This window comes from Butyrivibrio sp. X503, assembly GCF_003625475.1.
Taxonomy (GTDB): Bacteria; Bacillota; Clostridia; order Lachnospirales; family Lachnospiraceae; genus Butyrivibrio.
Map to the genome: position 1 here is coordinate 476,822 of NZ_RAIQ01000003.1, position 24,680 is coordinate 501,501.

Consider the following 24,680-nt stretch of genomic DNA (forward strand, 5'->3'; position numbering starts at 1 on the left):
TTGGAATCTTACTCCTCTGTAGTATCTCCGACAGGCTTTCCGCCTGTAGCAAGCCACTTAAGGTATGCGTTGATGAAAGGATCAAGCTCACCGTCAAGTACTCCGTCGGCGTTTGATGCCTTGAAGCCTGTTCTTGTATCGTTAACCATTGTATAAGGCTGAAGTACGTAAGAACGGATCTGGCTGCCCCATGCATTGTCTTTTACCTCACCACGGATACCGTCGAGTTTGGCCTGATTCTCTTCCTGCTTCATGATGAAAAGCTTAGCCTTCAGCATCTGCATAGCCTTGTCCTTGTTCTGGAACTGTGAACGCTCATTCTGACAAGCAACAACTACACCGGTAGGAATATGTGTGATACGTACAGCGGATGAAGTCTTGTTGATGTGCTGTCCGCCGGCACCACTTGAACGATATGTATCAATTCTGAGGTCATCGGGATTGATATCGATATCTACATCTTCTTCTATATCAGGCATAACGTCGCAGGATACGAAAGATGTCTGTCTCTTAGCCTGCGCGTTGAAAGGACTGATACGAACAAGTCTGTGAACACCGTGCTCAGACTTAAGAAGTCCGTATGCGTTGGTTCCTGAAATCTGGAAAGTTACTGACTTGATACCTGCCTCGTCTCCGTCGAGAAGATCGAGAACCTCTGTTGTAAAGCCCTTGCGCTCTGCCCATCTTGTATACATACGATAGAGCATGCTAGCCCAGTCACAAGCCTCTGTTCCGCCTGCACCTGCGTTAAGTCTTAAGATTACGTCATATTTATCATAGGGCTGATTGAGAAGATTGCTGATACGGATGTTCTCAAGTGTGTTCTCAAAATCATCCAGCTCAGCTCTGATCTCAGCAGCCATGTCTTCATCGTCTACACCCTCTGCGTTCTGCATATCGATAAGGTCGATGATATCACCGTACTGATTATTGAGCTTCTCAATGCCTACAACAAGATCCTGCATGTTCTTGAGATCTTTGGTCTTCTTGTTGGCCTTATCCGCATTGTCCCAAAAGCCCGGCTCCTCCATCTCACGAGAGAGCTCTTCTATTATCTTTTTCTTGGAATTCAGATCAAGTGACGCAGTAACCTCGTCGAGAGTTCCGCGCAGATTCTGAATCTCAACCTTCATTTGATCAAGTACTACCATTTTTACTACCTCTTACGCCCTTCCACAGCAATTCTTATATTTTTTGCCGCTTCCGCAAGGACATGGGTCGTTGGGATAAACCTTGGCTTCCACTCTCTTAACGGGGGCCTTCTGTACAGAGTCGTCCTTGTTGGTTCCTGTAACCTTGGCAACCTGCTCTCTTTCAACCTTCTCTTCAATGTGAACATGGAAAAGAAGTCTAACTGTATCTTCTCTGATAGCCTTAGTCATATCATCGAACATCTCATAACCGGCAAGCTTGTACTCAAGCTTGGGATCTCTCTGGCCGTAAGCCTGAAGTCCGATACCCTGACGAAGCTGGTCCATATCGTCGATATGATCCATCCACTTTCTGTCGATTACTTTCAAAAGAATAACTCGCTCAATCTCACGGATCTGCTCAGGCTCGGGGAACTCAGCCTCTTTAGCCTCATAAAGCTTAACAGCCTCTTCTTTGAGCTGCTGAATAAGGCCTGACTTGGTGAGATTGTCTATACGTCCTCTGTTGATCTTCTTAAGAGGAACTGTGGGAAGAAGGATCTCATTGAGCTCTGTAAGATCCCAGTTATCTGAATCGTTTTCCTCACCGACAACCGTCTCAACTGCGCTCTCAACAATATCCGTGATCATCTTATAGATGGAATCACGCATTGAATCGCCGTTAAGTACTTTCTTACGCTCGTTGTATATGATCTCTCTCTGCTCGTTGTTAACCTGATCGTACTCGAGAAGGTTCTTTCTGATCGCATAGTTGTTGGACTCGATCTTCTTCTGAGCTGTCTCAATAGCCTTGGAAAGAGATGAATGCTCAATCTCCTGTCCCTCGGGAATTCTGAGTGCGTTGAACATCGCAATAAGTCTCTCTGAACCAAAGAGTCTCATGAGGTTATCCTCAAGTGAAAGATAGAACTTGGATTCACCGGGATCACCCTGACGTCCGGAACGTCCACGGAGCTGATTGTCAATACGTCTGCTCTCGTGTCTCTCCGTACCTATGATCTTAAGTCCGCCTGCTGCCCTTGATTCCTCATCAAGCTTGATATCGGTACCACGGCCGGCCATGTTGGTCGCGATCGTAACCGCACCGTGCTTACCTGCCTCGGCAACGATCTCAGCCTCCATCTCATGGAATTTGGCATTGAGGACCTGATGCTGGATGCCTCTCTTTCTGAGCATCTTGCTGAGTTCCTCTGAAGCCTCGATGGTAATCGTACCTACAAGTACAGGCTGTCCTTTTTCATGTGCAGCCTCTACAGCATCGCAGATTGCGTTAAGCTTCTCTTTTCTTGTCTTGTATACGGCATCCTGAAGGTCCTTACGGATTACGGGCTCGTTGGTAGGAATCTCGATAACGTCCATTCCGTAGATATCACGGAACTCGCGCTCCTCGGTAAGAGCCGTACCTGTCATACCGCATTTTTTCTCAAATTTATTAAAGAAGTTCTGGAAAGTGATAGTCGCAAGGGTCTTGGACTCTCTCTTTACCTTCACATGCTCTTTTGCCTCAATAGCCTGGTGAAGACCGTCTGAATAACGACGTCCGGGCATTACACGACCTGTGAACTCGTCGACGATAAGGACCTCATCATCCTTAACGATATAGTCGTGGTCTCTCTGCATAAGGTTGTTTGCACGAAGTGCAAGGATAATGTTGTGCTGGATCTCAAGGTTCTCGGGATCAGCAAGGTTCTCGATACGGAAGAATCTCTCAACCTTGGCAACACCCTGCTCTGTAAGGTTAACGATCTTGTCCTTTTCATTAACGATGAAATCGCCTGTTTCTTCTCTCTCTATACCCATGATGGCATCCATCTTAGAAAGCTCTTCCATATCCTCACCGCGAGTCATCTGCTTAGCAAGGATATCACATGCCTCATAGAGCTTGGTTGACTTATCGGACTGACCTGAAATGATAAGAGGTGTACGTGCTTCGTCGATAAGGATTGAGTCTACCTCATCGATGATGGCGTAGTTAAGACCGCGAAGAACGCACTGCTCTTTATAGATAGCCATGTTATCACGAAGGTAATCAAAACCAAGTTCGTTGTTGGTTACGTATGTGATGTCACAGTTATATGCAGCTCTTCTCTCTTCGGAATTCATGCTGTTAAGAACGACACCTACGGTAAGTCCGAGGAACTCATGGATCTTACCCATCCACTCGGCATCACGCTTAGCAAGGTAATCGTTGACTGTAACGACGTTAACACCCTGACCTGCAAGTGCATCAAGATATGAAGGAAGTGTAGCAACGAGTGTCTTACCTTCACCTGTTCTCATCTCAGCGATACGTCCCTGGTGAAGGATGATACCACCAATAAGCTGAACTCTGAAGTGCTCCATTCCAAGCACACGCTTACCTGCTTCTCTTACAACCGCATAAGCTTCCGGCATAATATCGTCAAGAGTCTGTCCCTCTGAAAGTCTCTTCTTAAACTCCTCTGTCTTAGCTCTAAGCTCTTCGTCCGAAAGAGCCTGCATCTGAGGTCTCATCGCTTCAATCGAATCTACGATAGGACGGATCCTCTTAAGTTCTCTCTGACTGTGTGTTCCAATAATTTTGTCAATAATACTCATATTTAAATCTCCGTAAAAAAGGGTATAGTTCCCCTTCATTTTAGCAAAAGTCCGTTGTACATTGTAACAGATTTGCAAAAACTATTCAACTTCTCCCAATGAACTTATTCGAGATACTATTATATTATTATCACCGAAGATTTTTAATCTTATCGATAAGCAGACGATGATTCCCTGCATAAGCTTCATAAACAGGTTCCATTGCTTCCTGCCATTTAGATATATCATCAATTTTGGTTATTTTCACTTTTTCCTTGATCAGCTTATTATAAGCATTTGATTCCGCATCTTCTATCTCGGCTTTATTATATTCTTTGGCCATATCCGCTGCGGTCAGTAAAATATTTTTATCCTCATCCGACAAATGCTTCCATGTGATCTCACTTATAAGAATAACGCTCGGTGAATGCGTGTGTGCATCTACCGTGTAATAAGGCGCAACCTTATAAAACTGATTTGAATAATAACTGCACACCGGATTCTCCGCCCCGTCAACCGCTCCCGACTGAAGTGCGGAATAAACATCGGCATAATCCATAACCACGGGTTCTGCCCCTGTGGCTCTTATAACGTCACACAAAAGCTCGTCTTCCATGCTCCGTATCTTTAATCCCTTAAGATCCGAAATATCTTTTATCGGTGCATCTACCGTCATAATATTTCTTGCACCCTCATCCAAAAAACACAGTCCCACCATGTTGGAACCTGATTTCTGTATATCGGCAAGGACTTCTTTCCCTATTTCTCCGTCGCATACTTTCCAAAAATGATCGTTATCTCTGAAAAGATACGGCATAGCCATAACACCTACTTCCATATCTGATATTCCTTCAAGCGCAATGGCATTTCCCCTGTACATATCAAGGGCTCCTATCCTTAGCTGCTCATAATACTGGGCATCATTTCCCAGTTTCCCCGCATCGTATATCTCGATCTCAATCCGGCCGTTACTCATCTCTTTTACACGATCGGCAAAATACTTACCGGTGCGGGTAATGATATGATCGGACGGATTAACTTCGGCATAGCGCAAAATAATCTCAGGCTCGGAACTCATACTCTGATCCAATACTATTCCCGAACATGCAGACAAAAGAGCTGTCGCCGCTCCCGTCAATACAGCACATACAATTTTCATCCTACGAAATGCCATATCCTGATACTCCTCGGTTCAAAAATCACCAAAAGGCGTACCGCCGGGCACTGCTACCCGGCGTCTACGCCTTGACTACAACTATTATCAGTACAACAGATTAGGAAGGAACATACTCACCTGTGGAATAAAAGCTATTACCATTATAACAGCCAATATCGCAACATAAAACGGTATGGCTTCCTTTGCCGTCTCCTGAGGTTTACACTCCATTATTTCCGATGTGGTATAAAGAGCTATTCCTACGGGAGGTGTCATGATTCCTCCTGTAACCACCGTCATCATGAGAACTCCGAAGTGAACCGGATCAATCCCGACTCTACTGACAACAGGGAGAAGGATCGGTGTCATCAAAAGAGCTACCACGGTAGTCTCAACAAACATTCCGGCAAAAGCAAGCAGGATTATGATAAGAGTCAGCATGATGAACTTGTTACTTGTCACTCCCACAAGGAGCTGCGCCAGCTTTCTCGGAACGTTCTCGTATGTTATGCCGTATCCGAAGATATTGGAGATCATGACTATCAGCATGATAACGCCGATATCTCTCACGCTTCTCTTAAGACATTCTACAAGTCTTTTGATATTAAGCTCTTTGTATACAAAAAATCCTATGAACAGAGCATATACCGCGGCAAAGGCTCCTGATTCGGCGGGGGTCATGATTCCCATTCTGATTCCAACGATAAGGATGACGGGAAACATAAGCGCCCACAGACTTTCAACAAATGCCTTTATTATCTCTCCGAAAGAAGATCTCTTTTCCCTCGCAGGCTTATATCCTCTTTTCTTGGCAGATACATGAACAGCCGTCATAAGTGCCGCGCACATAAGCATTCCCGGTATAAGGCCTGCCACAAATAACTTTCCGATAGATACATCACCGACAGAGCCGTATATGATAAGGCCCATGCTGGGCGGAATCGTTGCAACGATCAAAGATGAAACACCGTTTATCGCAGCACTCCAGCCTTTTGAATAACCGGACTTAACCATGTCGGCGCCCAAAACCCTGCATTCCATCGCAGCATCGGCATTGGCCGATCCCGAAACACCGCCCATAAGAGTCGACAACACGCAGCTCACCTGTCCCAAATGGCCCGGAAGATGACCAACCAGAGTATTTGAAAGCTTTATAAGTCTCTTCGTGATACCTGTCTCATTCATAAGGTTACCCGCAAAAATAAACAGCGGGATCGACAACATATTCAGCGACTGGGTCGAAGAAACAACTTTCTGCACAGCAATACTGTACGGTACGCTTGGATTGATTATAAAAAACGTTACTCCGGCAATACCTATCGCAAAAGCCACCGGCATTCCTATGGCAAGCAGCACAAGAAAAGTAATCATTACAATCAGCATACTTCGCTACCTCCTTGTACTCCGTAGGTTCCGTTCTCGGACTTTATCATCTTAAAAAGATTGATAACGGAAGTGATCAGCAAAAGGATGCTTCCTGCCGGAACACTGGCGCTCGCCCATGAATAACTCAGATTCATGTTGGAGAATTTCCTGGCAACGGAATCGATACAAAGCGGAATTCCGAAATATACAAATGATATCAAAAGAGCCATCGCCAAAACGTGACTTGCTATCCTGATGATCTTCTGTACCTTCACAGGAAACTTTACCAAAAGCATGTCCACGTTAACCATACTCTTTTCTCTGATGGCCAGATCCGCTCCAAAAAAACAAGCCCATGTAAAAAGTAAAAGAGAAGTATCACCGGCCCAGTTGAGAGGTAGCCCCGCCTTCCTAAGTACAGCCGACAAAAACATAAGGCCGACTATTCCGGCGAGAAGAAGACAAGCCACGACCTCTTCCGCTTTTACAAAACAGTTATAAAACTTCTTCATGGAATTACCTCCTAAGCCTTACTTCTTACCTATCTTTTCGTACAGCTCAGCTCTAAGCTCGGTAAATCCAAGTTCTTCATATGCTTTCTCAGATGCTTTTCTGAATGCTTCAATGTCAATTTCCTCGGGAGGAATGATAGTCATACCTGCTTCTGCCATCTTGGCTTCATTGTCTGCTGCCTGATCCTGAACAACCTTCGAAGCATTCTGTGCAGCAACCGCGCACTCATCGATAATTATTTTCTGATACTCCTCGGGTATTGTCTCCCAATACTTTTCTCCGACAATGATACCGTTCATAAGGAGAATATGTCCTGTCTGATCCATGTAATCAAGAACTTCATAAAGAGCTGCGGGATAAGAAGCCGATGTCTGTCCCTCTGCACCGTCTATGGTCTTGGTCTGAACCGCATTGTAAACGTCTGCCCATCCTACTGTGGAAACAGGTGTTGCTCCCAAAGACTCGATTGACTTACTCCATACGTCGGCACCGGGAGTACGGATCAGAACACCCTTAAGATCGTCGGGCGAATAGATCGGTTTGTTGGTAAGGAAATGTCTGAAGCCGTCGCACCATCCAAAATTCAGTATCTTAATTCCGTGCTGTGATTCAAGCTCATCTGTCCATCCCTTAAAAGTATCGGTTTCCATGAATTTCTGCATCTCTTCATAATTGTCCGCAAAGTATGCAGCATTAAGGATTCCCATTTCTTTTACATAATTACCCATTCTTCCGCAGTCGGTAAGAACAGCTACATTAGCTCCCTGAAGAGCCTGCTCTATAACATCCTCATCACTTCCGAGAGCTGCGGAAGGATAAACCTCGATAGTAACATGTCCGTCTGTCTTTTCCTTAACGGCATCAGCCCATGCGTAAAAACCGTCAACAAAAGGTGATCCCTCGCTAAGCTGAGTCGACATCTTGATGGTATAATCCCCACCTGCTGCCGCCTTATCGCTTTCAGGAGCAGCTTCTGCGGAATCAGCGCCGGAATTTGTTCCGGTTGTTCCCGCGGAGCCACAAGCAACCACTAGCATAGAAACCGCCATTAACATAGCACCTATAACCTTCTTTTTCATACAAACACCTCCATAAAAATTTGTTCCGTTACACCGTAATTGTATGAAGGAACAAATAGTTCATAAAGGTAATAAAATATTAAAAAGAGTAAAAAATGGTTGCTATTATTTTCTCGTCTGTCCCGACTCCAGGATCAGCATTGCACAGTATTCTTTGGGCGTGATACCTTCATTCTTTTTAAAGCTCTTCCCAAAATAATTGGAATCGGAAAAACCGACTTCATAAGCGATCTCCTGAATGCTCATGTTTCCTTTTCTCATAAGCTCTTTTGCCTCATTGAGCCTTACGCTTGTAAGATATTCGGAAAAACCCTTTTTCTCAATATTCTTAAAGCACTTGCTAAGATGACCGGCGCTTACCCCGTTGGCATCCGCAACGATCTGCAGATTGATCTGCTCCTTATAATGTTCATGAATATAGTCCTTAGCCCGTCGCACAACAATAACATTATGATTGATCATAACGTCGGGAGAGCGCTCTATAAGCTCATCCACAACCTGAGCCATGATCTTGTCTATATCGCAGCCCTCTTTTTCAAACTCGGCGACAAGTCTGTCCACGTCCTCATTTGTGATCCTTATTCCAAGCTTCCTGTTGAGTCCTCGCAAGATTACCATCAGTTGCTGTAGATACGGATCTGACAGCTCTTTTTCGGAATATTCAGCCATCAGACTCATCCTAAGTTTGGAAAGCCACAAAAGAGCCTGCTCCCTGTTCCTGCTGGCTATGGCAAAACTCGCTTTGTCCGTGATCTCAAGAACATTTCTTATATGGGCCATATCTTTTTCAAGACCGTTTTGAACCTCTCTGTCTCCATAGGTTTTTATAAATCCCGAAGCCTCTTCAAATCCTTTGGCAGCTTCGGCGCTTTTGTATATTCCGCTAACTCCGCAGTATACCGTGCCTCTCCCCAGATCTTTCATGTAATTTCTGGTCTTTCCGATGCACTGGTTAAGCTCGATAAAAGAGTCCTCATCCTCCGCAAACACATATACGACCATGAGATCAAAGAGTCTGCTTAGAAGTGTCTGCGTCCCTCCGATATGAAAGATTCCTTTTACGATATCGCAGCCTTTTTCATCGATTCTTTTTATTCCGTCATAATAGAAAACAACACACTTACACTGCGCTTCGCCGATCCCCCACAAAGACAGATCCTTGGCTATCTCCGCCTCATCTTTTTGCTTGAGAGCCAGCTCCCAAACTATATCCCTGTCTATATCTGCGGTTACCGCATCGATTATCTTGTCGGCAGATGATTTCTTATTGAATCCACCGATAGTCGCGATTATATTGTCTATCGTCTGGAACAGTTCTTTGTCCAGATAAGGCTTTACCAAAAAGTCTTTTACCCCAAGTCGCATAGCCTGCTTGGCATAGGAAAAATCGTCATAGGCAGAGACAATCACCACCTGAACATCAGGATTTGTCTCCACAAGCTGCTCCGTAACTTCAAGCCCATCGAGCCTTGGCATACGTATGTCAAAAAGACAGATCTCCGGCTTTAGCTCATTTGCCTTTTCAAGAGCCTCCGCACCATCTGCCGCAGCGTACACCACCTCAAGAACTCCTTCATAATTCTCTGAAAGCGCCTTTCGCAAGTAATCTCTCTCATATTCTTCATCATCCGCGATAATAACTCTAATAGCCACTACTCAACCTCTTTATACAAATAAAGTGTGATCAGGGTTCCTTCGGAACTGCTCTCTATCTTCATGCAGTCATCTCTGTGGTAAAAAAAACAGAGCCTCTCATATACGTTACTAAGACCGATCCTTTTCATCGGTACATGTCCCATGATATTGTTCACAACCTCTTCCGGAACTCCGCAGCCGTTGTCCTGCACCTGCACCCGGATCATATCAGCCTTTTCTTCAATGAATACATTGACCTGTCCGTCCGACGTAGTATCTTTAAGCCCGTGCTGTATGGCATTCTCAACAAGAGGCTGAATGATAAGCGGCGGGATCTTTATCTCCTCATCCATGTATGACTTTCTGACATCAAGTTTGATGCTGATCCTGCCCTTGCAATGTATCTTTTGAATAAAAAGATATTTCTCAAGAAGTTCCAGTTCCTCATCTATGGTGATGGTATCATTGCCTACCGCAATGGATCTCCTAAGTAGCTGAGACGTAGCCTTAACAAGCCTTATGGCAGTGTCTCCCTCTCCCATCTGTATATTCCTGATGACAAGACTTAATGTATTAAAAAGAAAATGCGGATTCATCTGCATCTGAAGCTCATGCATCTTTGCTTCTGCGATGTGGCGCTTCTGCATTTCGTTTTCAAGTCTGGTCCTCATGAAATCTCTGTATATGTTGGTATTTAGCATGAATGCAATTACAGTAATGACCACAAGGAAAATGTTTCCGACAATAAGTACTCTCTTTATATTTGCAGCATACTGCGAGAATCTCACACTGACGTAATCGATATAATACGTTGTCAGGAGATTTAAGTTTCTTTCTATCTGGAAATTTAGTTCTTCGATCTCACTTATGCTTACCCTGCCGTAGCTGACATATTCCTGCATAAGCTCCTGTCTGTGCTCGAGCATCTGATAAACTATCCTGTACATCATGATGCAGTTTCTGTCTGCCTTCATACTGTCCTTGGCGTTATCAAGCTCGCTGAATATACTTGCATTGGCATTCTGGAATTCCGTAAGATCATCTTCACTACGGGATCGTGAATAGGTTAAGAACGCGGCCTTAGAATCATCGTAAGAGCCGACGATATTGTTGATCGACTTATAATCCTGCAGATAATCACTGTATCTGTTTATAAATCCGGCAGTCAAAAGAACATTGAATCCAACCAAAAAACACAGGCATAATGAAAAAAAGAAATAACTGAGACTGTATTTCTCCTTAACCTGTTTGTCGGGTGCTTTAGATATTTTTTTCTCCCTAGGTCCAACAATTTTTTGCAGAACTATTTTCATATCCCCACCAATTGATGCATTTTGGGTTGATCATCGCACAATCCAATTACGGATTAAAGTATCTATATTTTATCACAATTACAGATTTTTCCTATGCAAAAAAGCTGCCGCAGGAATAATTCCCGTGACAGCTTTTGATCATCATAAAATACCTCAATAAGTTTTTGCAGTTTCCTCACCGTTCATTACACGGATAGCGCCCTGTGCAAGTGCAAGGAGCTCATCCTCTCCGGGATAAACAGTTACAGGTGCGATCCAGTCAACGCTTGCCTTGATCTTGTCCGTGATAACCTGGCCATAAGCAATTCCGCCTGTAAGGATGATCTGATCAACTTTACCCTTAAGAACTGTAGCGCATGCGCCGATGTTCTTGCAGATCTGATAGATGAAAGCGTCGCGGATAAGGTTAGCCTTCTCATCTCCTTCTTCGCACATCTTGTTAACTTCTCTCATGTCGTTGGTTCCAAGGTATGCGTTAAGTCCGCCGCCGCCAACGATCTTCTTTTTCATCTCATCGTATGTGAACTTGCCTGAGAAGCAAAGGTCAACGAGTGCCTTGGCAGGAATACCGTTAGCTCTCTCAGGTGAGAATGCACCGTCGCCGTTAAGTGCTGCGAATACGTCTACCATCTTGCCGTTCTTGTGAACGCCTGTTGATGTACCGCCGCCCATGTGAACAACGATGACGCTGATATCTTCATACTTCTTGCCAATCTCTTTGGCATATCTTCTTGCAACAGCCTTCTGGTTGAGAGGATGGTCGATAGATACACGCTCAACCTCAGGAATACCTGAAATACGAGCTACAGGCTCCATCTCATCTACAACTACAGGATCTACAATATATGAAGGAACACCGATCTCATCGCCGATCTCTCTTGCAAGGATACCGCCGAGGTTAGATGCGTGCTGTCCCTGAACACCTACCTTGAGGTCTGCAAGGAGTGCGTCTGTACACTCATATGTACCACCGGGAATGGGACGAAGAAGTCCGCCTCTTCCTACGATTACGTTAAAAGACTTAATGTCGATGTTTTCTTTCTTAAGGAAATCAAGAATGATGTTCTTACGGAAATCCTTCTGATCAATAATAGTTGCGTACTGATTGATCTCCTCTGTGCTGTGTCTTAAGGTCTCTTCCTTGATGAGTGTCTCATCCTCGAAGATACCAACCTTTGTAGATGTAGAACCGGGATTTATAATTAAACTTTTTATCATGGTCTTTTCCTTTCTTTTTCATAATGAACTTCCGCTCTCGGGACAAGCCCTCGCCGGAAGACGTTCGAACTAGATTCGAAAGAACCTCATCAAGTTCTCTCAGCAGCAACTACTGCAGCAAGTGCGATTGAGTTAACCTTAACCTCAACGCTGTCAGATCTTGATGTGAGGATTACGGGAGCCTTGGTTCCTGTAAGGATGTTACCGTTCTTAACTTTAGCAAGTCTTACGATTGTCTTGTATGTAAGGTTACCTGCGTGGATATCAGGGAAAAGAAGGATATCGGCGTCGCCGACGATCTTTCTGTCAAGAGCTCCTGCCTTGTGCTGAGCTGCCTCAGGATCAATAGCAAGATCCATTGAAAGAGGTCCGTCAACGATGCAGTTCTTGATCTCGCCTGCTTCGTTCATCTTTGTAAGCTCTGCTGCCTCAACAGTAACAGGCATCTTGGGGTTAACAACTTCTACAGCTGCAAGAGGAGCAACCTTAGGGCAATCAACACCGCAAGCTCTTGCAACATCTACTGTATATTCAATGATGACTTTTTTATCCTCAAGTGTTGGATATGGCATGAAAGCAACGTCTGTAAGGAAAAGAAGACGATCGATTCCGGGAATCTCAAACACGCATACATGTGAAAGAGGACGACCTGTACGAAGTCCAACCTCCTTATCAAGAACACTCTTAAGGAAATCTCTTGACTCAAGTGCACCCTTCATATAAATGTCAGCCTTGCCGTCGTGAACAAGAGAAACTGCTGTACGAGCTGCCTCAATGGTATCCTTAACATCGATGATCTCGAAGTCTGCAAGGTTCATTCCAACCTCTGCTGCCTTCTTCTCAATCTCTTCCTTGTCACCTACGAGGATGGAATCAACGATTCCTCTCTCCTTAGCTACCTTAACAGCCTCAAGAACGTGTGTGTCCTGGGCTACGGCTACAGACATCTTCTTGGTTGAAGCTGTCTTGAGCTTAGCTAAAATGTCATCAAAGTTCTTACTCATGATAAAAAACCTCCAAATAATTTATCTTATATGTATTATTCACAAGCCATATGACAAAATTTTAACACTCAAAACCCATAAATGCAATAATACATAAGGTATTTTCAGCCGCACTTTCTTTTGGTGATAAGTAATTCTTATTGCGGCTGATAATTATCATGAATTGGCGCATTCCGGGGATAGTGTGATAACATTTGAGCGAACTGAATCAGAGAAACTGACTGGAAAACCAGAGGTATTTAACAATATCTCTGGTTTTTTTCATTATATACACATTCGAAAGGAGGAACGTATGGGCAGGATATACGAATCAATCGCAGAGCTCATAGGAAATACACCACTTCTGCGATTAAACGGTTATGTAAAAAAGAAGCAGCTTCCTGCGGACATTTTGGGGAAAATTGAGTATTACAATCCAAACCAGAGCATCAAGGACAGGATTGCATACAACATGATAGAAACGGCAGAAAGGGACGGAAGTTTAAAGCCCGGAGGAACCATAGTTGAAGCGACAAGCGGCAATACAGGAATAGGTCTCGCTGCTTTTGCAGCTATCAAAGGCTACAAATCCAAGATCTACGTTCAGGACAACGTAAGTATCGAGCGTTTCAAAGTAATGAAAGCCTTCGGTACGGAAGTCGCCAACATGAGCGATATTCCTGAGGTAAAAAAAGCACTTGATGAAAACCACAACGACTATGTTGCCGGATACGCAGCATTTTACAGCAAGTTATCCGCAGGTGATGACAACATCTTCATAGTTAATCAGGATGCCAATCCCGCAAACCCTGACATCCACTACAAGACGACAGGTCCTGAGATATGGAACGATACAGAGGGAAAGGTTGATATCGTCGTTGCAGCTGTAGGAACAGGCGGAACCGTCACAGGTGTAGGTAAATTCTTAAAAGAAAAGAAGCCTTCCGTTCAGGTTATCGCCGTGCAGCCTGGCGTAGGCTCAATTCCCTCTGAGGAAAACCCTCATCCCGAAGAGATTGCAGGCGTACATCCCTTTGAAGGCATACCAAAAGAGTTTGTGCCTTCCAATCTGGACAAAGCGTACTACGACGAATGCTTCCCCGTTGAAACTGCAGAAGCTTACGAGGCAGCAAGGGAGATTGCAAAGACAGACGGCATTCTCATAGGCGCGTCATCAGGAGCAATACTCCACGCCGCAACACAAATCGCTCAAAGGAAAGAGAACAAAGGAAAGACAATCGTAGCGATTTTCCCCGACACCGGCCTTCGCTACTTATCAACAAACCTATATCAATAACTCTTGTAAAAAGAAAAATAGAAGGAGCGCAAATGAGAAAGACATTTATTGCAAAAAGATTAGGCAGCGCAGCTTTGATACTAACACTTGCCATTGCAAGTCTTGCAGGCTGCGGAAATAAAGCTGCTTCAAGCAGTGATTATAAATACGGAAAGATACAGATTCCCGGAAAAGACGGAGCTCTCTGCGGAGCGCCTACATATGTAGCCTATGAAAAAGGCTTTTTTGCCGAAGAAGGATTTGATGTAGAGCTTATCTCTACCGACTTCGAAGCCAGAAAGATCGGACTTAACAACGGAACTATCCCAATGGTAAACGGTGATTTCCAGTTCTTCCCTTCTATCGAAGAAGGTGTTGGAGTTAAGGTCGTTGACGGCTTCCACAACGGATGTATCAAGTTTGTAGTTCGTCCCGACTCAGATATTTCCAAGGCTGAGGACCTTCGCGGCAAGAAGATCGGAGTTGATGAGATTGGCGGAACTCCCCATCAGGTTGCCAGTGTATGGGTTGAGCAGGCCGGAATATCCGCTCTTCAGGAGGACGGCGAAATAACTTTCCTTCCTTATTCAGACGGAAACCTTGAGCTTGCAGCTCTTTTAAACGGAGATATAGATGTAGCGGCAATGTGGGATCCCCTTGGATCTGTTGCAGAAAAGGAAGGCAAGGTAAAGGTTCTTTTCGACCTTTCAAAAGACCCTGCGTTTGCAGGAAAGTACTGCTGCTTCCTCTTTGCTTCCAACAAGGTACTTGAAAGCGATCCCGGCAAGGTGGCCGCACTTCTTAGAGCTTATCACAAGGCCCAGGACTGGATCAGCAAGAATCCCGAAGAAGCTGTTGACCTGATCATTGAAGGAAAGTATTCCCAGATAAGCGACAAGGAGCTTGCAGTTCAGCTTATTAAGTCATACGAGTATCCAAGTGCAGAGTCAAGAGCCGCAGGCGAGCACAGCATTCAGGGCGATGTTGAGTACTTCTCAAACGCACTTAACGAGATCGGTTATCTCAAGACGCCTTCAAGCGAATTCACAGAAAAGAATTACTACAAACTGGACGTAAACCAGGAATAAAGGTGGTGAACCCATGATACAGGGAAAGAGGGAAATACAAAAATACATACTGACTATACTTTTTACCGGCTTGGGATTTGCAATTGCTATCATTGAAAATCTGCTTTTCCCTCAGATAAGCAACAAAGCAAACTTTGTAAAATACAGCATCGGCGCTTTTAAGCTGGATGGAAACGATCTGCTGCGCATAGTTCTTGTGGCTCTGATCCTTGGTTATGCGCTGTTTGGGATCATTGACTATAAGGATGAGGAAAAAAGAGCCGGTTACATAAACAAAGCAGGCTTCCGCTTTGCTATGGGCGTACTGATCGGCGTTCTTGATCTAACAGGAACCAAGTTAAAAGTTCTGCCACAGCCGTTTTTTCCGGGGCCCGCAGAGATCTTAAATCCTTTTCTGGAAGAAGGTGACTTCATTTTGACCAACACTCTGTACTCCTTAAGGCTCTATTTCTTTGGCTTCTTATTCGGCGTACTTTTGGGTGTTGGCACAGGAATCCTGATCGGATGGTTTGACAGAGTTTACTACTGGGTTTATCCCGTTCTTAAGATCACGGGAGTTATACCCGCAGTAGCGTGGATGCCTTTTGCACTTACTCTTTTCCCAACTCCGTTCATATCAGCGGTGTTCCTTATAGTAATATGCGCATGGTTTCCCATCGCATCTCTTACGGCGGCAGGTATCAAGAGCACTCCCAAGGCTCAGTACGAAGCAGCCAAGATACTTGGCGGAAATGCTTTTTACCAACTTTTCCACGTTGCGATACCCCACGCGATGCCCCAGATCTTCACGGGAATATCAACAGCCAACGCCTTTGCTTTTACAACTCTTGTAATGGCGGAGATGCTTGGCCAGCCCGGAGGTCTTGGATACTACATCAACCTATCTAAGGTATGGAGCGCGTACTTCAAGGTGTTTGCAGCCATTTTGATAATGGCAATACTATTCAGTGCCATCCTCAAACTCATTAACAGGCTGCAGGATTATGTACTGCGCTGGCAAAGGGGGATCGTAAAATGAGCGAAAAAATCTTAACTATAGAGAACGTAAACAGATTCTATGACGACGGAGAACATCAGGTAGAAGCATTAAAAGACATAAATCTTGAGCTTAAGCGCGGTGAATTTGTCTCCATAATCGGAGCCTCCGGCTGCGGCAAAACAACGCTTCTACGCCTTATTGCAGGTCTTGATGAAGCAGGAAACGGCTCAATAGTATTTAAAGGAGAGCAGGTAAAAGAGCCCAATTACAAGCGAGGCTATATTTTCCAGCAGCACAACCTGTTTCCATGGCTCACCGTAGAAAACAACGTAGCTTCAGGTCTTAAGGCCCGCCACGTTTATCGCAAAAATAAAGACAAAGATCGTATTCAGAAATATATAGATCTTGTGGGTGTTACGGGCTTTGAAAAGTCCTATCCTCACCAGCTTAGCGGCGGTATGTCGCAGCGTGTTGCAATTGCAAGAGCTCTCATCAACGAGCCTGAACTTCTGGTTCTTGATGAGCCCATGGGAGCCTTGGATTCTTTTACCAGAGCGGACATACAGGATAAGCTTCTTGAGATCAGGAAGGAAAAGAATCTTACCATGTTGCTTGTGACTCACGATGTTGATGAGGCAATATACATGTCGGACCGCATCGTGATCATGACACCGCGCCCCGGCAAGATCAGTGAGATCATTGATGTGGATATCCCTCATCCGAGAAACCGAGGAGGCGCTGAGTTCCTGGCTCTTCGCCGCTCGCTTCTTGACAGGTTTGATCTTGCTAATGCTCATCCAGAGCCTGAGTACATGATCTGATCTTGCAAATGCCGCTTTTTTTGGGGGGCTTATAAAATATCAAATTCATTTAGGAGAAACACTATGAAAAACAAAATATCTATCTCAATCATTTTTGTAATACTTGGAATCCTTATTATTCTGGCACCTACCGTCATTTTCCCGGTTTGTCCCGCGGATATGAAGATGCGCTGCCAGTACACCAAACAGGCTGAGATCGGAATCGGTATACTCATCGCGGTTTTGGGTGCTGCATCTTTCTTTTTTACCGAAAAAGTAAGAGCCGGAATCAGCATAGCAGTGGCGGGTATAGGCGCCCTTACTATCGCAATTCCCACAACTCTCATCGGAGTATGCGGAAGCGATATGATGGCTTGCAACAACGCAACCCGCCCTCTTTTGGTGGTTCTTGGAGTTCTCACAATACTTGTTTCTGTTGTTAACTCCGTTTATTTACTTAAGATCAAGGAAGTATAACATTTATGCAGGATTCTTTTCTCATAAAAAGTGTGCTTAAGAAAAAGCGCAAGAACATCCCCTTAGTTGCACTTATCACAATTCTTTCTTTTGTGCTCATAGGTGGATCGCTCTTCATACTTGTTCTGGGAAACGGTCTTAAGGGCTTGCAAAAGCGCCTTGGCGCCGATATCATGATCATCCCTGCAGAATGCGAAAATACAGCCGAGAGTCTTCTTATGGAGGGCTCTCGGGAATATTTTTACTTTGACAGGGATGTCTCAGAAAGCATAAGAAACGTGCCCGGAATCGATAAGATAACCGAGCAGTTCTATCTTGCAAGTTTATCCGCGGATTGCTGCACCAGTAAGGTCGGAATAGTCGGATTTGACCCGGATACGGATTTCATCATTGAACCTTGGGTTTCGGAGAAGGCAAAGGGTAAGATGGGAAAAGACAAAGCAATCGTAGGAAGTCAGATTAAGGTAGAAAAAGACAACACCATCAGAATCTTCGGTCGCTCATATTCTGTCATTTATCGGCTTGCGGAAACCGGTACAAGTCTTGATACTTCCGCATATTTTACAATGGACAGCGTTCCTCAGCTCATAGCTGATGCTGAGAGTAAGGGCATAAAATTCCTTGATTCACAGAAAAGAGATAACATGATTTCCTCTGTCTTTATAAAGCTTAAAGACGGCGCCGTTGACAGCGACGTTGCAAGAGATATCATACGTTCTCAGGAAACTGACGTTGATATCCTGTATCCTGAAGCCATTCTAAGCTCTTTTGCCAGGAATGCAGGACATATCGCATCCGTAGCCTACGCTGTACTGTTTGTGGTATGGCTTGTGGCTGAGCTGATACTGCTTATAGCCTTCTATATTTCAGCCTGCGGGCGCAAAAAAGAGTTCGCGCTTCTGCGGGTAATGGGATTATCCAGAGACCACCTCGTATCAAATATTGTTAAAGAGGCCCTGCTCATATCCGTAGCCGGCTTTATTGTGGGAGGCTTCTTGTCAGCAATAACCGTATTTCCCTTTGGGAGATATCTTGCTTACAAGCTTAGTTTTGCCTACGTAACGCCGACTGTACCGGAAACATTTTTTATTTTTTTATTCGCTCTTCTGGTGTCGATAGTTTCAGGAATGATCGCATCGGCTATACCCATATTTAAAATTTTCAGACTCGATGAATACTCTGCCCTACGGGAAGAGGAGTGAGAAAGATTCATATTTTTGCAGGAGAAATACTATGTTTGCGGAACTTAAACATATCTCCAAGCGTTACAAGCGAGGAAATCGCAGCTTTGAGGTATTTGATGATTATAATCTCTCGGTAAATGAAAAAGAGCTACTCGTCTTGTCAGGCCGCTCCGGAAGCGGGAAGAGCACTCTTCTTGCACTCCTTGGCGGATATCTAAAGCCTGATGAGGGCAGCATATATTTTGACGGCGCTGATCTTTCCTCGTTGAAAGACAGTGACCTGTCAAAGCTACACTCTGAGCGCATCGGATATCTTCCTCAGAGTAACGTTATGGTATCGGAATTTACTATTCTGGAAAATGTCATGCTGAAAAGCCTGTTGTCTGAGACTGCAGATTCTGCGGAAAGCGCGCCGCTTACTATAGTTAAGGAAAAGGCTCTTTCTCTTCTTGAGCTCTTTGGCATAGAATCCCTTTCGGACAGATATCCTCACGAACTTTCAGGAGGCGAACTTAGAAGAGCCTCTCTTGCAAGACTTTTTGTAAGTGATCCAGATCTGTATCTTATAGATGAGCCGTCCGGAGGTCTTGATAAAGAAGCCACAGAAATAGTCATGAATTATCTTGCAGACAGGGTTTCCGAAGGAAAAACTGTTGTCGTTGCAACTCATGATGATATAGTAAAAAAGTACGCTGACAAAATCGTGGAGATTCAAAAATGAAAAACAATGCATCGGAAAATTATGTCATAAGAAAAGCCACTATAGAAGATCTTGATAATATAGCGCAGCTTGAAGCCACTTGCTTTCCTGCTGCCGAAGCTGCTTCCAAGGAATCTTTTAAGAAAAGACTTGAAAGATATCCTGACTATTTTTTCCTTTTGTTTATCTCAGGCAAATTAATCAGCATGGTAAACGGACTCGTCACCGACACTCCGGATCTGCAGGATGAGATGTATGATGATGCAGGGCTTCACAATCCCGGCGGTGCCTGGCAGATGATATTTGGCGTTGATACCGATCCTGCCTATCAAAGACACGGCTACGCTGAAGCTACTCTTCACGCATTTATAGACAATGCAAAGAAAGAAGGCAGGAAAGGAGTTGTCCTTACCTGCAAAGATAAGCTCCTTCACTACTATGCTAAATTTGGATTTGAAAACGAAGGAATATCAAGCTCCACACACGGCGATGTAACCTGGTATCAGATGAGACTTGTGTTCTAAACAGTTTTTGATTATTATGCAGTTCCCTGTGTCTTTACAACAGGTAACTGCGTATTTTTCTTTCCAAGAGTTTTGTATTTAATGGAGAATCTTCTGATTCCATGGAAAATAAAACATTTCTTCCAACTGAAAAGCCGCATTCTTCATACATATTCATCTTTTTCAATGTCTTTTTTGCATATGTCGAATCTGATATAAGTCCAAAGTGTTCCCAAAAAAATGTCTTCCTGTAAGGAACATTCAAAACAGCAAAATCAGGATAAAGGACATGTCCGTTCCCCATATCCAGAGACGGTTCATAAACATAGGGTATTCGATATCTATCAAACAAATCTGCAATTATCTTTTCTGATTTAGATCGAACTTTTTCTCCCCTAGCTGTTATGTATGCTCCCTGTTCAGGAAATGTATTCTGACATTCCGGATACTTTCTCCGCCACTCTTCTATATATTGCTCATTTGTTGAAATCAGTGGGGTTATCAATTGTTTTCGAGCATCAGAAAGCTCATCGTAAGCCTTTACTATGGAACTGACATCATATAACTTGAGAAAACGATCTATGCGATTGCGTTGGATAATAAGTGCTCTATGTACGTTTTCATCATAGTCTCTTTGCATGATATCTCGAACATACCAAATATCCTTAGCTTTCACATACTTTCGCTTACCTCCCTCTTGTATATAATACTGGTAACCACTTCTTCGTGTTGATGTGCTTACAGTTCTTTTATCAATATTCTTTTCCTTTCTAAGCCTCTTCTCTGCAAGAGTAATGAGTTTATTCAGCTCATTTAATTGCTTGCCAAGCTCCTCTTTGTATTCTTCTATTTTCTTGCCCTCCTTAATGTGTATTATCCCTTTCAGCATGTTTTATTGAATTTTCACAGTTTTGAATGTCGACGCATGTTGGACTCAACACGCAGATTGCTTGCCGCTCTGGACTTGCGTGTCAGCGCTTTTGTTATCCGGCACGTAGATTGCTCCCCGCTCTGGATTTGCGTGTCAACGTTTTTGTTGTCTGACACGCAGATTGCTCCCCGCTCTGGATTTGCGTGTCAACGTTTTTATTGTCTGACACGCAGATTGCTTCTCGCTCTGGACTTGCGTGTCAACGTTTCATTAATCTGACACGTAGATTGCTCCCTGCTCTGGACTTGCGTGTCAACGTTTCATTCATCCGACACGCAGATTGCTTCCAGTGCCTGCATCACGTGTCAACACCCGCCTTTTCATCCACGCACTACAAACATCAATAATCTACATACAAATAAATATCTGGGATTATTGTGACAAAAAGCCACTGAGCCGAATGGCTCCGAAAAAATCAAACAAGAAAAATATACTTCCAAAACAGCCACAAGTCAAGACAAAGCTTCACATGCATGATTATCGCTACTTTCAAGGCTTTTCATGTCAAACAGTCAGCCACACCCGCTCACTTACATATACGAAGATTCTGTAAACGAGCATTTCGCACTATTATATTAAATGTTCTTACAACCGCCAAATAATAATACTTGTAAAAATAGCTTTCACTGCCGTTCTAGTAATACAAAAAAAGAAATACCAATCTTATAAAAAAAGTAAATTCCAATCTTGCGATAAAAAAAAGAAATGCCAACTAAGGCATTTCCTTTTAAAAAATCAAAATCAGAATCCTTCCATGCGGCGCTGCTTGCGAAGCTGGATCCTCTTCTCTGCGCCTTCCCACTCAGCTCTTTCATTCTCGGTCTTAACATTAAGTCCATATGGCACAAGTACCGGTGTGTCATCATCATCTATGCACACCTCGGTAAGATATGCTCTGTTGAGCACATGCCTCATACCGTTTCGCCTGTCCTCAACATAGGTATCAACTCTTACTTCCATGGAAGTCTTACCTACGTGAGTTATCTTCCCAATCATAACAACAATATCATCAAGCTTAGCGCCTTGCTTGAACTGCATATTGTCAACAGCTGCTGTGGCAACGGGATTTCCTGAATGCCTTACAGCTACGGTTCCTGCCACCTCATCTATCCATGACATAAGCGTCCCGCCAAACAACCTGTTCTCGCTGTTAATATCACTATACTTTACAACCTTGGTCCACTCTGTGATCGAGTCCTCCACATTCTTGTTTGCGATCTGGTGATCAACATGAAAAACCTTGCTCATACCCCACCTCCGGTCATTATTATAGTTGTCTTATATCTAATTGTACCCCAATTCCACGCCGGTTACCATACTCCTATGTACTTCAAAAACAGGTAAAACCGATTCCCATTCCTATTCCGTCACAGAATATAAAATCAGGAAAAACAAACATCCTCCATGTAATAGTCCCGTAAATATGCTAAAATAAAGTCGCAGAGCGCGACAAATCTGCGCAAAGCACCGCACTAAGTCAGAACAAAAGGGAGGACGACATGTCTGCTACATCACCTAAGGTAAGTGTGATAATACCCGTTTATAATACAGCCAAATATATGGACGAGTGCATGGATTCCGTGCTTGGACAGACATTAAAAGACATAGAGATCATCCTTGTGGATGATGGCTCAACTGATGGCGTCAGCCCTGCAAAATGCGATGAATACGCTACTAAGGACAGCCGCGTAGTAGTTCAGCACAAAAGAAACGGTGGCCTCATGTCCGCATGGATTGCTGGTTCTAAGCTTGCCACCGCCCCCTACCTTTGTTATGTCGACAGCGATGATTGGGTTGATACCGATATGCTGGAGAAGCTCTATGCTTACACCGACAGTTCTTTTGCCAATGAAGAAATAATCGCAGGTAATTACATAGTAGAAAAAGCCGGTGAAAGGAGAAAAGAAACTCAGTCCGCAGCCCCCGGCGAATACAAAGACGAGAAACTTTCAGAGCTCAGAAAAAATCTCCTTGGCCAGGACGTACGCCCCGTTACGCTCTCCCGCTGCATGAAGCTCATATCAAGAAAGCTCATCATCGACAACATCAAATACTGCAACACCGATATTGTCATGGCGGAGGACGTGAACATCATGCTTCCCTGCATCTGCGACTGCAAAAGACTTTACATCGCAAAAGACTGCCACTTCTACCACTACAGACTTGTCAGCAGCTCCATGGCTCACGCCTACAGTCCGCACCTTTTGGACAATCTAAGGCTCAACGACTTTACCTTTAAGTCTATTTTCAAAGCCAAAAACATTGAAAACGGCGACCAGCAGACTGACAGAGAGTTCGTCCTTATGCTCCTTGTAGTTCTTAAAAATATGCTTCGCTCAGATGAGCACGGCACTCCCTGCAAGGTTCGCAAGGTTTTCATGCAAGAAGATATAAGAAAAAAAGTGATGTCCACAGATGTAAACATCACTTCCAAAGCCAATAAATTATTGTACGCCTGCATCAGACACCCCTTGTGCCTGCTTATCAGGTTCACTTCATTTATCCTAAAAAGATACGACAAAAAAACCAACTGATTCCGGGACTGCCGACGTTTTCTCGATATCAGACTCCGAGCAGCTTCATAAATCCACCTTGTTTCCGGCCTGCTACAAAGCAAATTTTCGTCACTTAAGCATAATCCTAGAATTTCTTTCGCCTCCGCAAAGTCTTTTGCGGAGCTTTTTTTCGTCCAGATTCTTGCCGATAAAAACGCACTGACAGCCGTCATCCGGAGAATCCGTGATGGCGTACATCCTGTCCGCAAGGTCAAATCTAAGGACCTCGTTACTAACCCAAAGAGTTCCCTTGGCCCTTGCGATGTGGCCGAACTCGCCGTGGAGGCAATCCTCCAGGAGCTGAATAAGCTCACCGGGATTGCGGAAGCCGCCTCTATTGATACTTACCTGAGAAAAAGAATCTTCTGCTGCGCTGCCGGAATCTGCCCCGCCCGGACGTCCTGCCGTTGCGGCCGTCATTGACTCTGCCTCCTCCTTTGCTCCACCCTTCAGGTTGAACAATCCATCCCACCACTCTTTATCCTTCAAAGTGTAGTGTTCACTCACAATCTCCGCCGCAGGATTAATCTTTTTTACCTCTTTGACAACATCTGCGATTATGTCAGGATCAGTGTGCTCGCACTTGGAAAAGACAACAATACTTGCGTTAGCGATCTGGTCACTGTAAAGACTTGGCCACTCCTTCATGTTATCCCTGTAGTTATCCGGCGAAATGACAACCACCGGGCGAAGCAGAAATACCGCCGTATTTAAAATAGGCTTTAGATTCTCAATAATACTGCTCAACTTACCAACACCCGTAGGCTCTATAATAAGATATTCCGGGTTCAATGATGAAAAGACAGTTAGCACGGAATTTACAAAACTGTCCTTCATGGTGCAGCATACGCAGCCTTCCATGAATTCAAGAATCTGTATATCCTCTTCTTTGGCCGTACTCTGTCTAAGCTCATTGGAATCCAGATTGTTATCACCGTATTCGTTTTCCATGATTACAGGGCGCTCATCCGTCCTGTTTATCAGTTCTTTGATAAATGTGGTTTTACCTGCTCCCAGAAACCCGGATATAAGTAAAATCTTCATAGTCGATTTCCTACCTAGCACTAAATTAAAATAGTAAAGGGCGGTCTCTGCAAAAAGACCGCCCTAAAAATCAGATCAAAACCCGTATCAAGGCTGGTTATCAAGGATAACAACAGGCTTAATAAGCTCTGCAGGCTTATCCTTCATAAGCTGAAGTGCCTCCGGGATATGCTC

Annotated in this window: 22 protein-coding genes; 9 read left to right on the forward strand and 13 right to left on the reverse strand. The window is 44.2% G+C overall.

Annotated features, from left to right (window positions below; all coding sequences use genetic code 11):
• Positions 1–8 precede the first annotated feature (8 nt).
• The 10 genes from prfB to ptb all read right to left on the reverse strand — a co-directional run bounded on the left by prfB (position 9) and on the right by ptb (position 12,990).
• On the reverse strand, positions 9–1,151 hold the full coding sequence (gene prfB / locus D6853_RS07660; RefSeq protein ID WP_120657409.1) for a peptide chain release factor 2: 1,143 nt from the start codon (positions 1,149–1,151) through the stop codon (positions 9–11).
• Between the two features lie 12 nt (positions 1,152–1,163).
• Positions 1,164–3,728 (reverse strand): preprotein translocase subunit SecA, encoded by a 2,565-nt coding sequence (gene secA / locus D6853_RS07665; RefSeq protein ID WP_120657410.1) that lies wholly within the window; start codon positions 3,726–3,728, stop codon positions 1,164–1,166.
• Between the two features lie 130 nt (positions 3,729–3,858).
• Positions 3,859–4,881, reverse strand: a complete 1,023-nt coding sequence (locus D6853_RS07670; RefSeq protein ID WP_120657411.1) for a TRAP transporter substrate-binding protein — start codon at positions 4,879–4,881, stop codon at positions 3,859–3,861.
• Positions 4,882–4,968: 87 nt separating this feature from the next.
• Entirely contained in the window at positions 4,969–6,246 is a 1,278-nt protein-coding gene (locus D6853_RS07675) for a TRAP transporter large permease (RefSeq protein WP_120657412.1), read from the reverse strand.
• Positions 6,240–6,740 carry a TRAP transporter small permease gene (locus tag D6853_RS07680; protein WP_120657413.1) on the reverse strand — a complete coding sequence of 167 codons (501 nt, stop codon included), beginning with the start codon at positions 6,738–6,740 and terminating at the stop codon, positions 6,240–6,242. Before D6853_RS07680 ends, D6853_RS07675 begins: the two co-directional genes overlap by 7 nt.
• An 18-nt stretch (positions 6,741–6,758) precedes the next feature.
• Positions 6,759–7,820, reverse strand: coding sequence for a C4-dicarboxylate TRAP transporter substrate-binding protein (locus tag D6853_RS07685; RefSeq protein WP_120657414.1), 1,062 nt, complete (start codon positions 7,818–7,820; stop codon positions 6,759–6,761).
• 105 nt (positions 7,821–7,925) lie between these two features.
• The gene (locus D6853_RS07690; RefSeq protein WP_120657415.1) at positions 7,926–9,473 is read right to left on the reverse strand and encodes a response regulator transcription factor; all 1,548 of its coding nucleotides are present in this window, start codon (positions 9,471–9,473) and stop codon (positions 7,926–7,928) included.
• Entirely contained in the window at positions 9,473–10,768 is a 1,296-nt protein-coding gene (locus tag D6853_RS07695) for a sensor histidine kinase (protein WP_120657416.1), read from the reverse strand. Before D6853_RS07695 ends, D6853_RS07690 begins: the two co-directional genes overlap by 1 nt.
• A gap of 153 nt (positions 10,769–10,921) precedes the next feature.
• Positions 10,922–11,986: a butyrate kinase gene (gene buk / locus D6853_RS07700; RefSeq protein WP_120657417.1), complete on the reverse strand. Its 1,065-nt coding sequence runs from the start codon at positions 11,984–11,986 to the stop codon at positions 10,922–10,924.
• Positions 11,987–12,075: 89 nt separating this feature from the next.
• On the reverse strand, positions 12,076–12,990 hold the full coding sequence (gene ptb / locus D6853_RS07705) for a phosphate butyryltransferase (RefSeq protein ID WP_120657418.1): 915 nt from the start codon (positions 12,988–12,990) through the stop codon (positions 12,076–12,078).
• A gap of 292 nt (positions 12,991–13,282) precedes the next feature.
• Here ptb and D6853_RS07710 point away from each other — a divergent pair, with 292 nt between their 5' ends.
• From D6853_RS07710 to D6853_RS07745, 8 genes are all read left to right on the forward strand, one after another.
• A complete protein-coding gene (locus D6853_RS07710; protein ID WP_120657419.1) occupies positions 13,283–14,266 on the forward strand; it encodes a PLP-dependent cysteine synthase family protein in 984 nt (327 codons plus the stop codon).
• Between the two features lie 32 nt (positions 14,267–14,298).
• Positions 14,299–15,333 (forward strand): ABC transporter substrate-binding protein, encoded by a 1,035-nt coding sequence (locus D6853_RS07715; protein ID WP_120657420.1) that lies wholly within the window; start codon positions 14,299–14,301, stop codon positions 15,331–15,333.
• 13 nt (positions 15,334–15,346) lie between these two features.
• On the forward strand, positions 15,347–16,351 hold the full coding sequence (locus D6853_RS07720) for an ABC transporter permease (RefSeq protein WP_120657421.1): 1,005 nt from the start codon (positions 15,347–15,349) through the stop codon (positions 16,349–16,351).
• Positions 16,348–17,133, forward strand: coding sequence for an ABC transporter ATP-binding protein (locus D6853_RS07725; RefSeq protein ID WP_120657422.1), 786 nt, complete (start codon positions 16,348–16,350; stop codon positions 17,131–17,133). Before D6853_RS07720 ends, D6853_RS07725 begins: the two co-directional genes overlap by 4 nt.
• Positions 17,134–17,196: 63 nt before the next feature.
• The gene (locus D6853_RS07730) at positions 17,197–17,589 is read left to right on the forward strand and encodes a DUF4418 family protein (RefSeq protein ID WP_120657423.1); all 393 of its coding nucleotides are present in this window, start codon (positions 17,197–17,199) and stop codon (positions 17,587–17,589) included.
• Between the two features lie 5 nt (positions 17,590–17,594).
• Positions 17,595–18,791, forward strand: a complete 1,197-nt coding sequence (locus D6853_RS07735) for an ABC transporter permease (protein ID WP_120657424.1) — start codon at positions 17,595–17,597, stop codon at positions 18,789–18,791.
• A gap of 31 nt (positions 18,792–18,822) precedes the next feature.
• Positions 18,823–19,494, forward strand: coding sequence for an ABC transporter ATP-binding protein (locus D6853_RS07740; protein ID WP_158588694.1), 672 nt, complete (start codon positions 18,823–18,825; stop codon positions 19,492–19,494).
• Complete coding sequence (locus D6853_RS07745) at positions 19,491–19,997, forward strand: GNAT family N-acetyltransferase (protein WP_120657426.1); 507 nt, start codon at positions 19,491–19,493, stop codon at positions 19,995–19,997. The genes D6853_RS07740 and D6853_RS07745 overlap by 4 nt, the downstream gene beginning before the upstream one ends.
• Before the next feature lie 34 nt (positions 19,998–20,031).
• Here the strand turns inward: D6853_RS07745 and D6853_RS07750 are convergent, their stop codons facing one another.
• Together D6853_RS07750 and D6853_RS07755 are read right to left on the reverse strand one after the other, a co-directional pair.
• Positions 20,032–20,865 (reverse strand): hypothetical protein, encoded by an 834-nt coding sequence (locus D6853_RS07750; protein WP_120657427.1) that lies wholly within the window; start codon positions 20,863–20,865, stop codon positions 20,032–20,034.
• A 783-nt stretch (positions 20,866–21,648) separates the two neighbouring features.
• On the reverse strand, positions 21,649–22,155 hold the full coding sequence (locus D6853_RS07755) for an acyl-CoA thioesterase (RefSeq protein ID WP_120657428.1): 507 nt from the start codon (positions 22,153–22,155) through the stop codon (positions 21,649–21,651).
• Positions 22,156–22,406: 251 nt separating this feature from the next.
• On the opposite strand from D6853_RS07755, the gene D6853_RS07760 reads away from it, so the two are divergent.
• On the forward strand, positions 22,407–23,441 hold the full coding sequence (locus tag D6853_RS07760) for a glycosyltransferase family 2 protein (RefSeq protein WP_120657429.1): 1,035 nt from the start codon (positions 22,407–22,409) through the stop codon (positions 23,439–23,441).
• A gap of 90 nt (positions 23,442–23,531) precedes the next feature.
• Here the strand turns inward: D6853_RS07760 and D6853_RS07765 are convergent, their stop codons facing one another.
• Positions 23,532–24,506, reverse strand: a complete 975-nt coding sequence (locus tag D6853_RS07765) for a CobW family GTP-binding protein (protein WP_120657430.1) — start codon at positions 24,504–24,506, stop codon at positions 23,532–23,534.
• Positions 24,507–24,680: the final 174 nt, after the last annotated feature.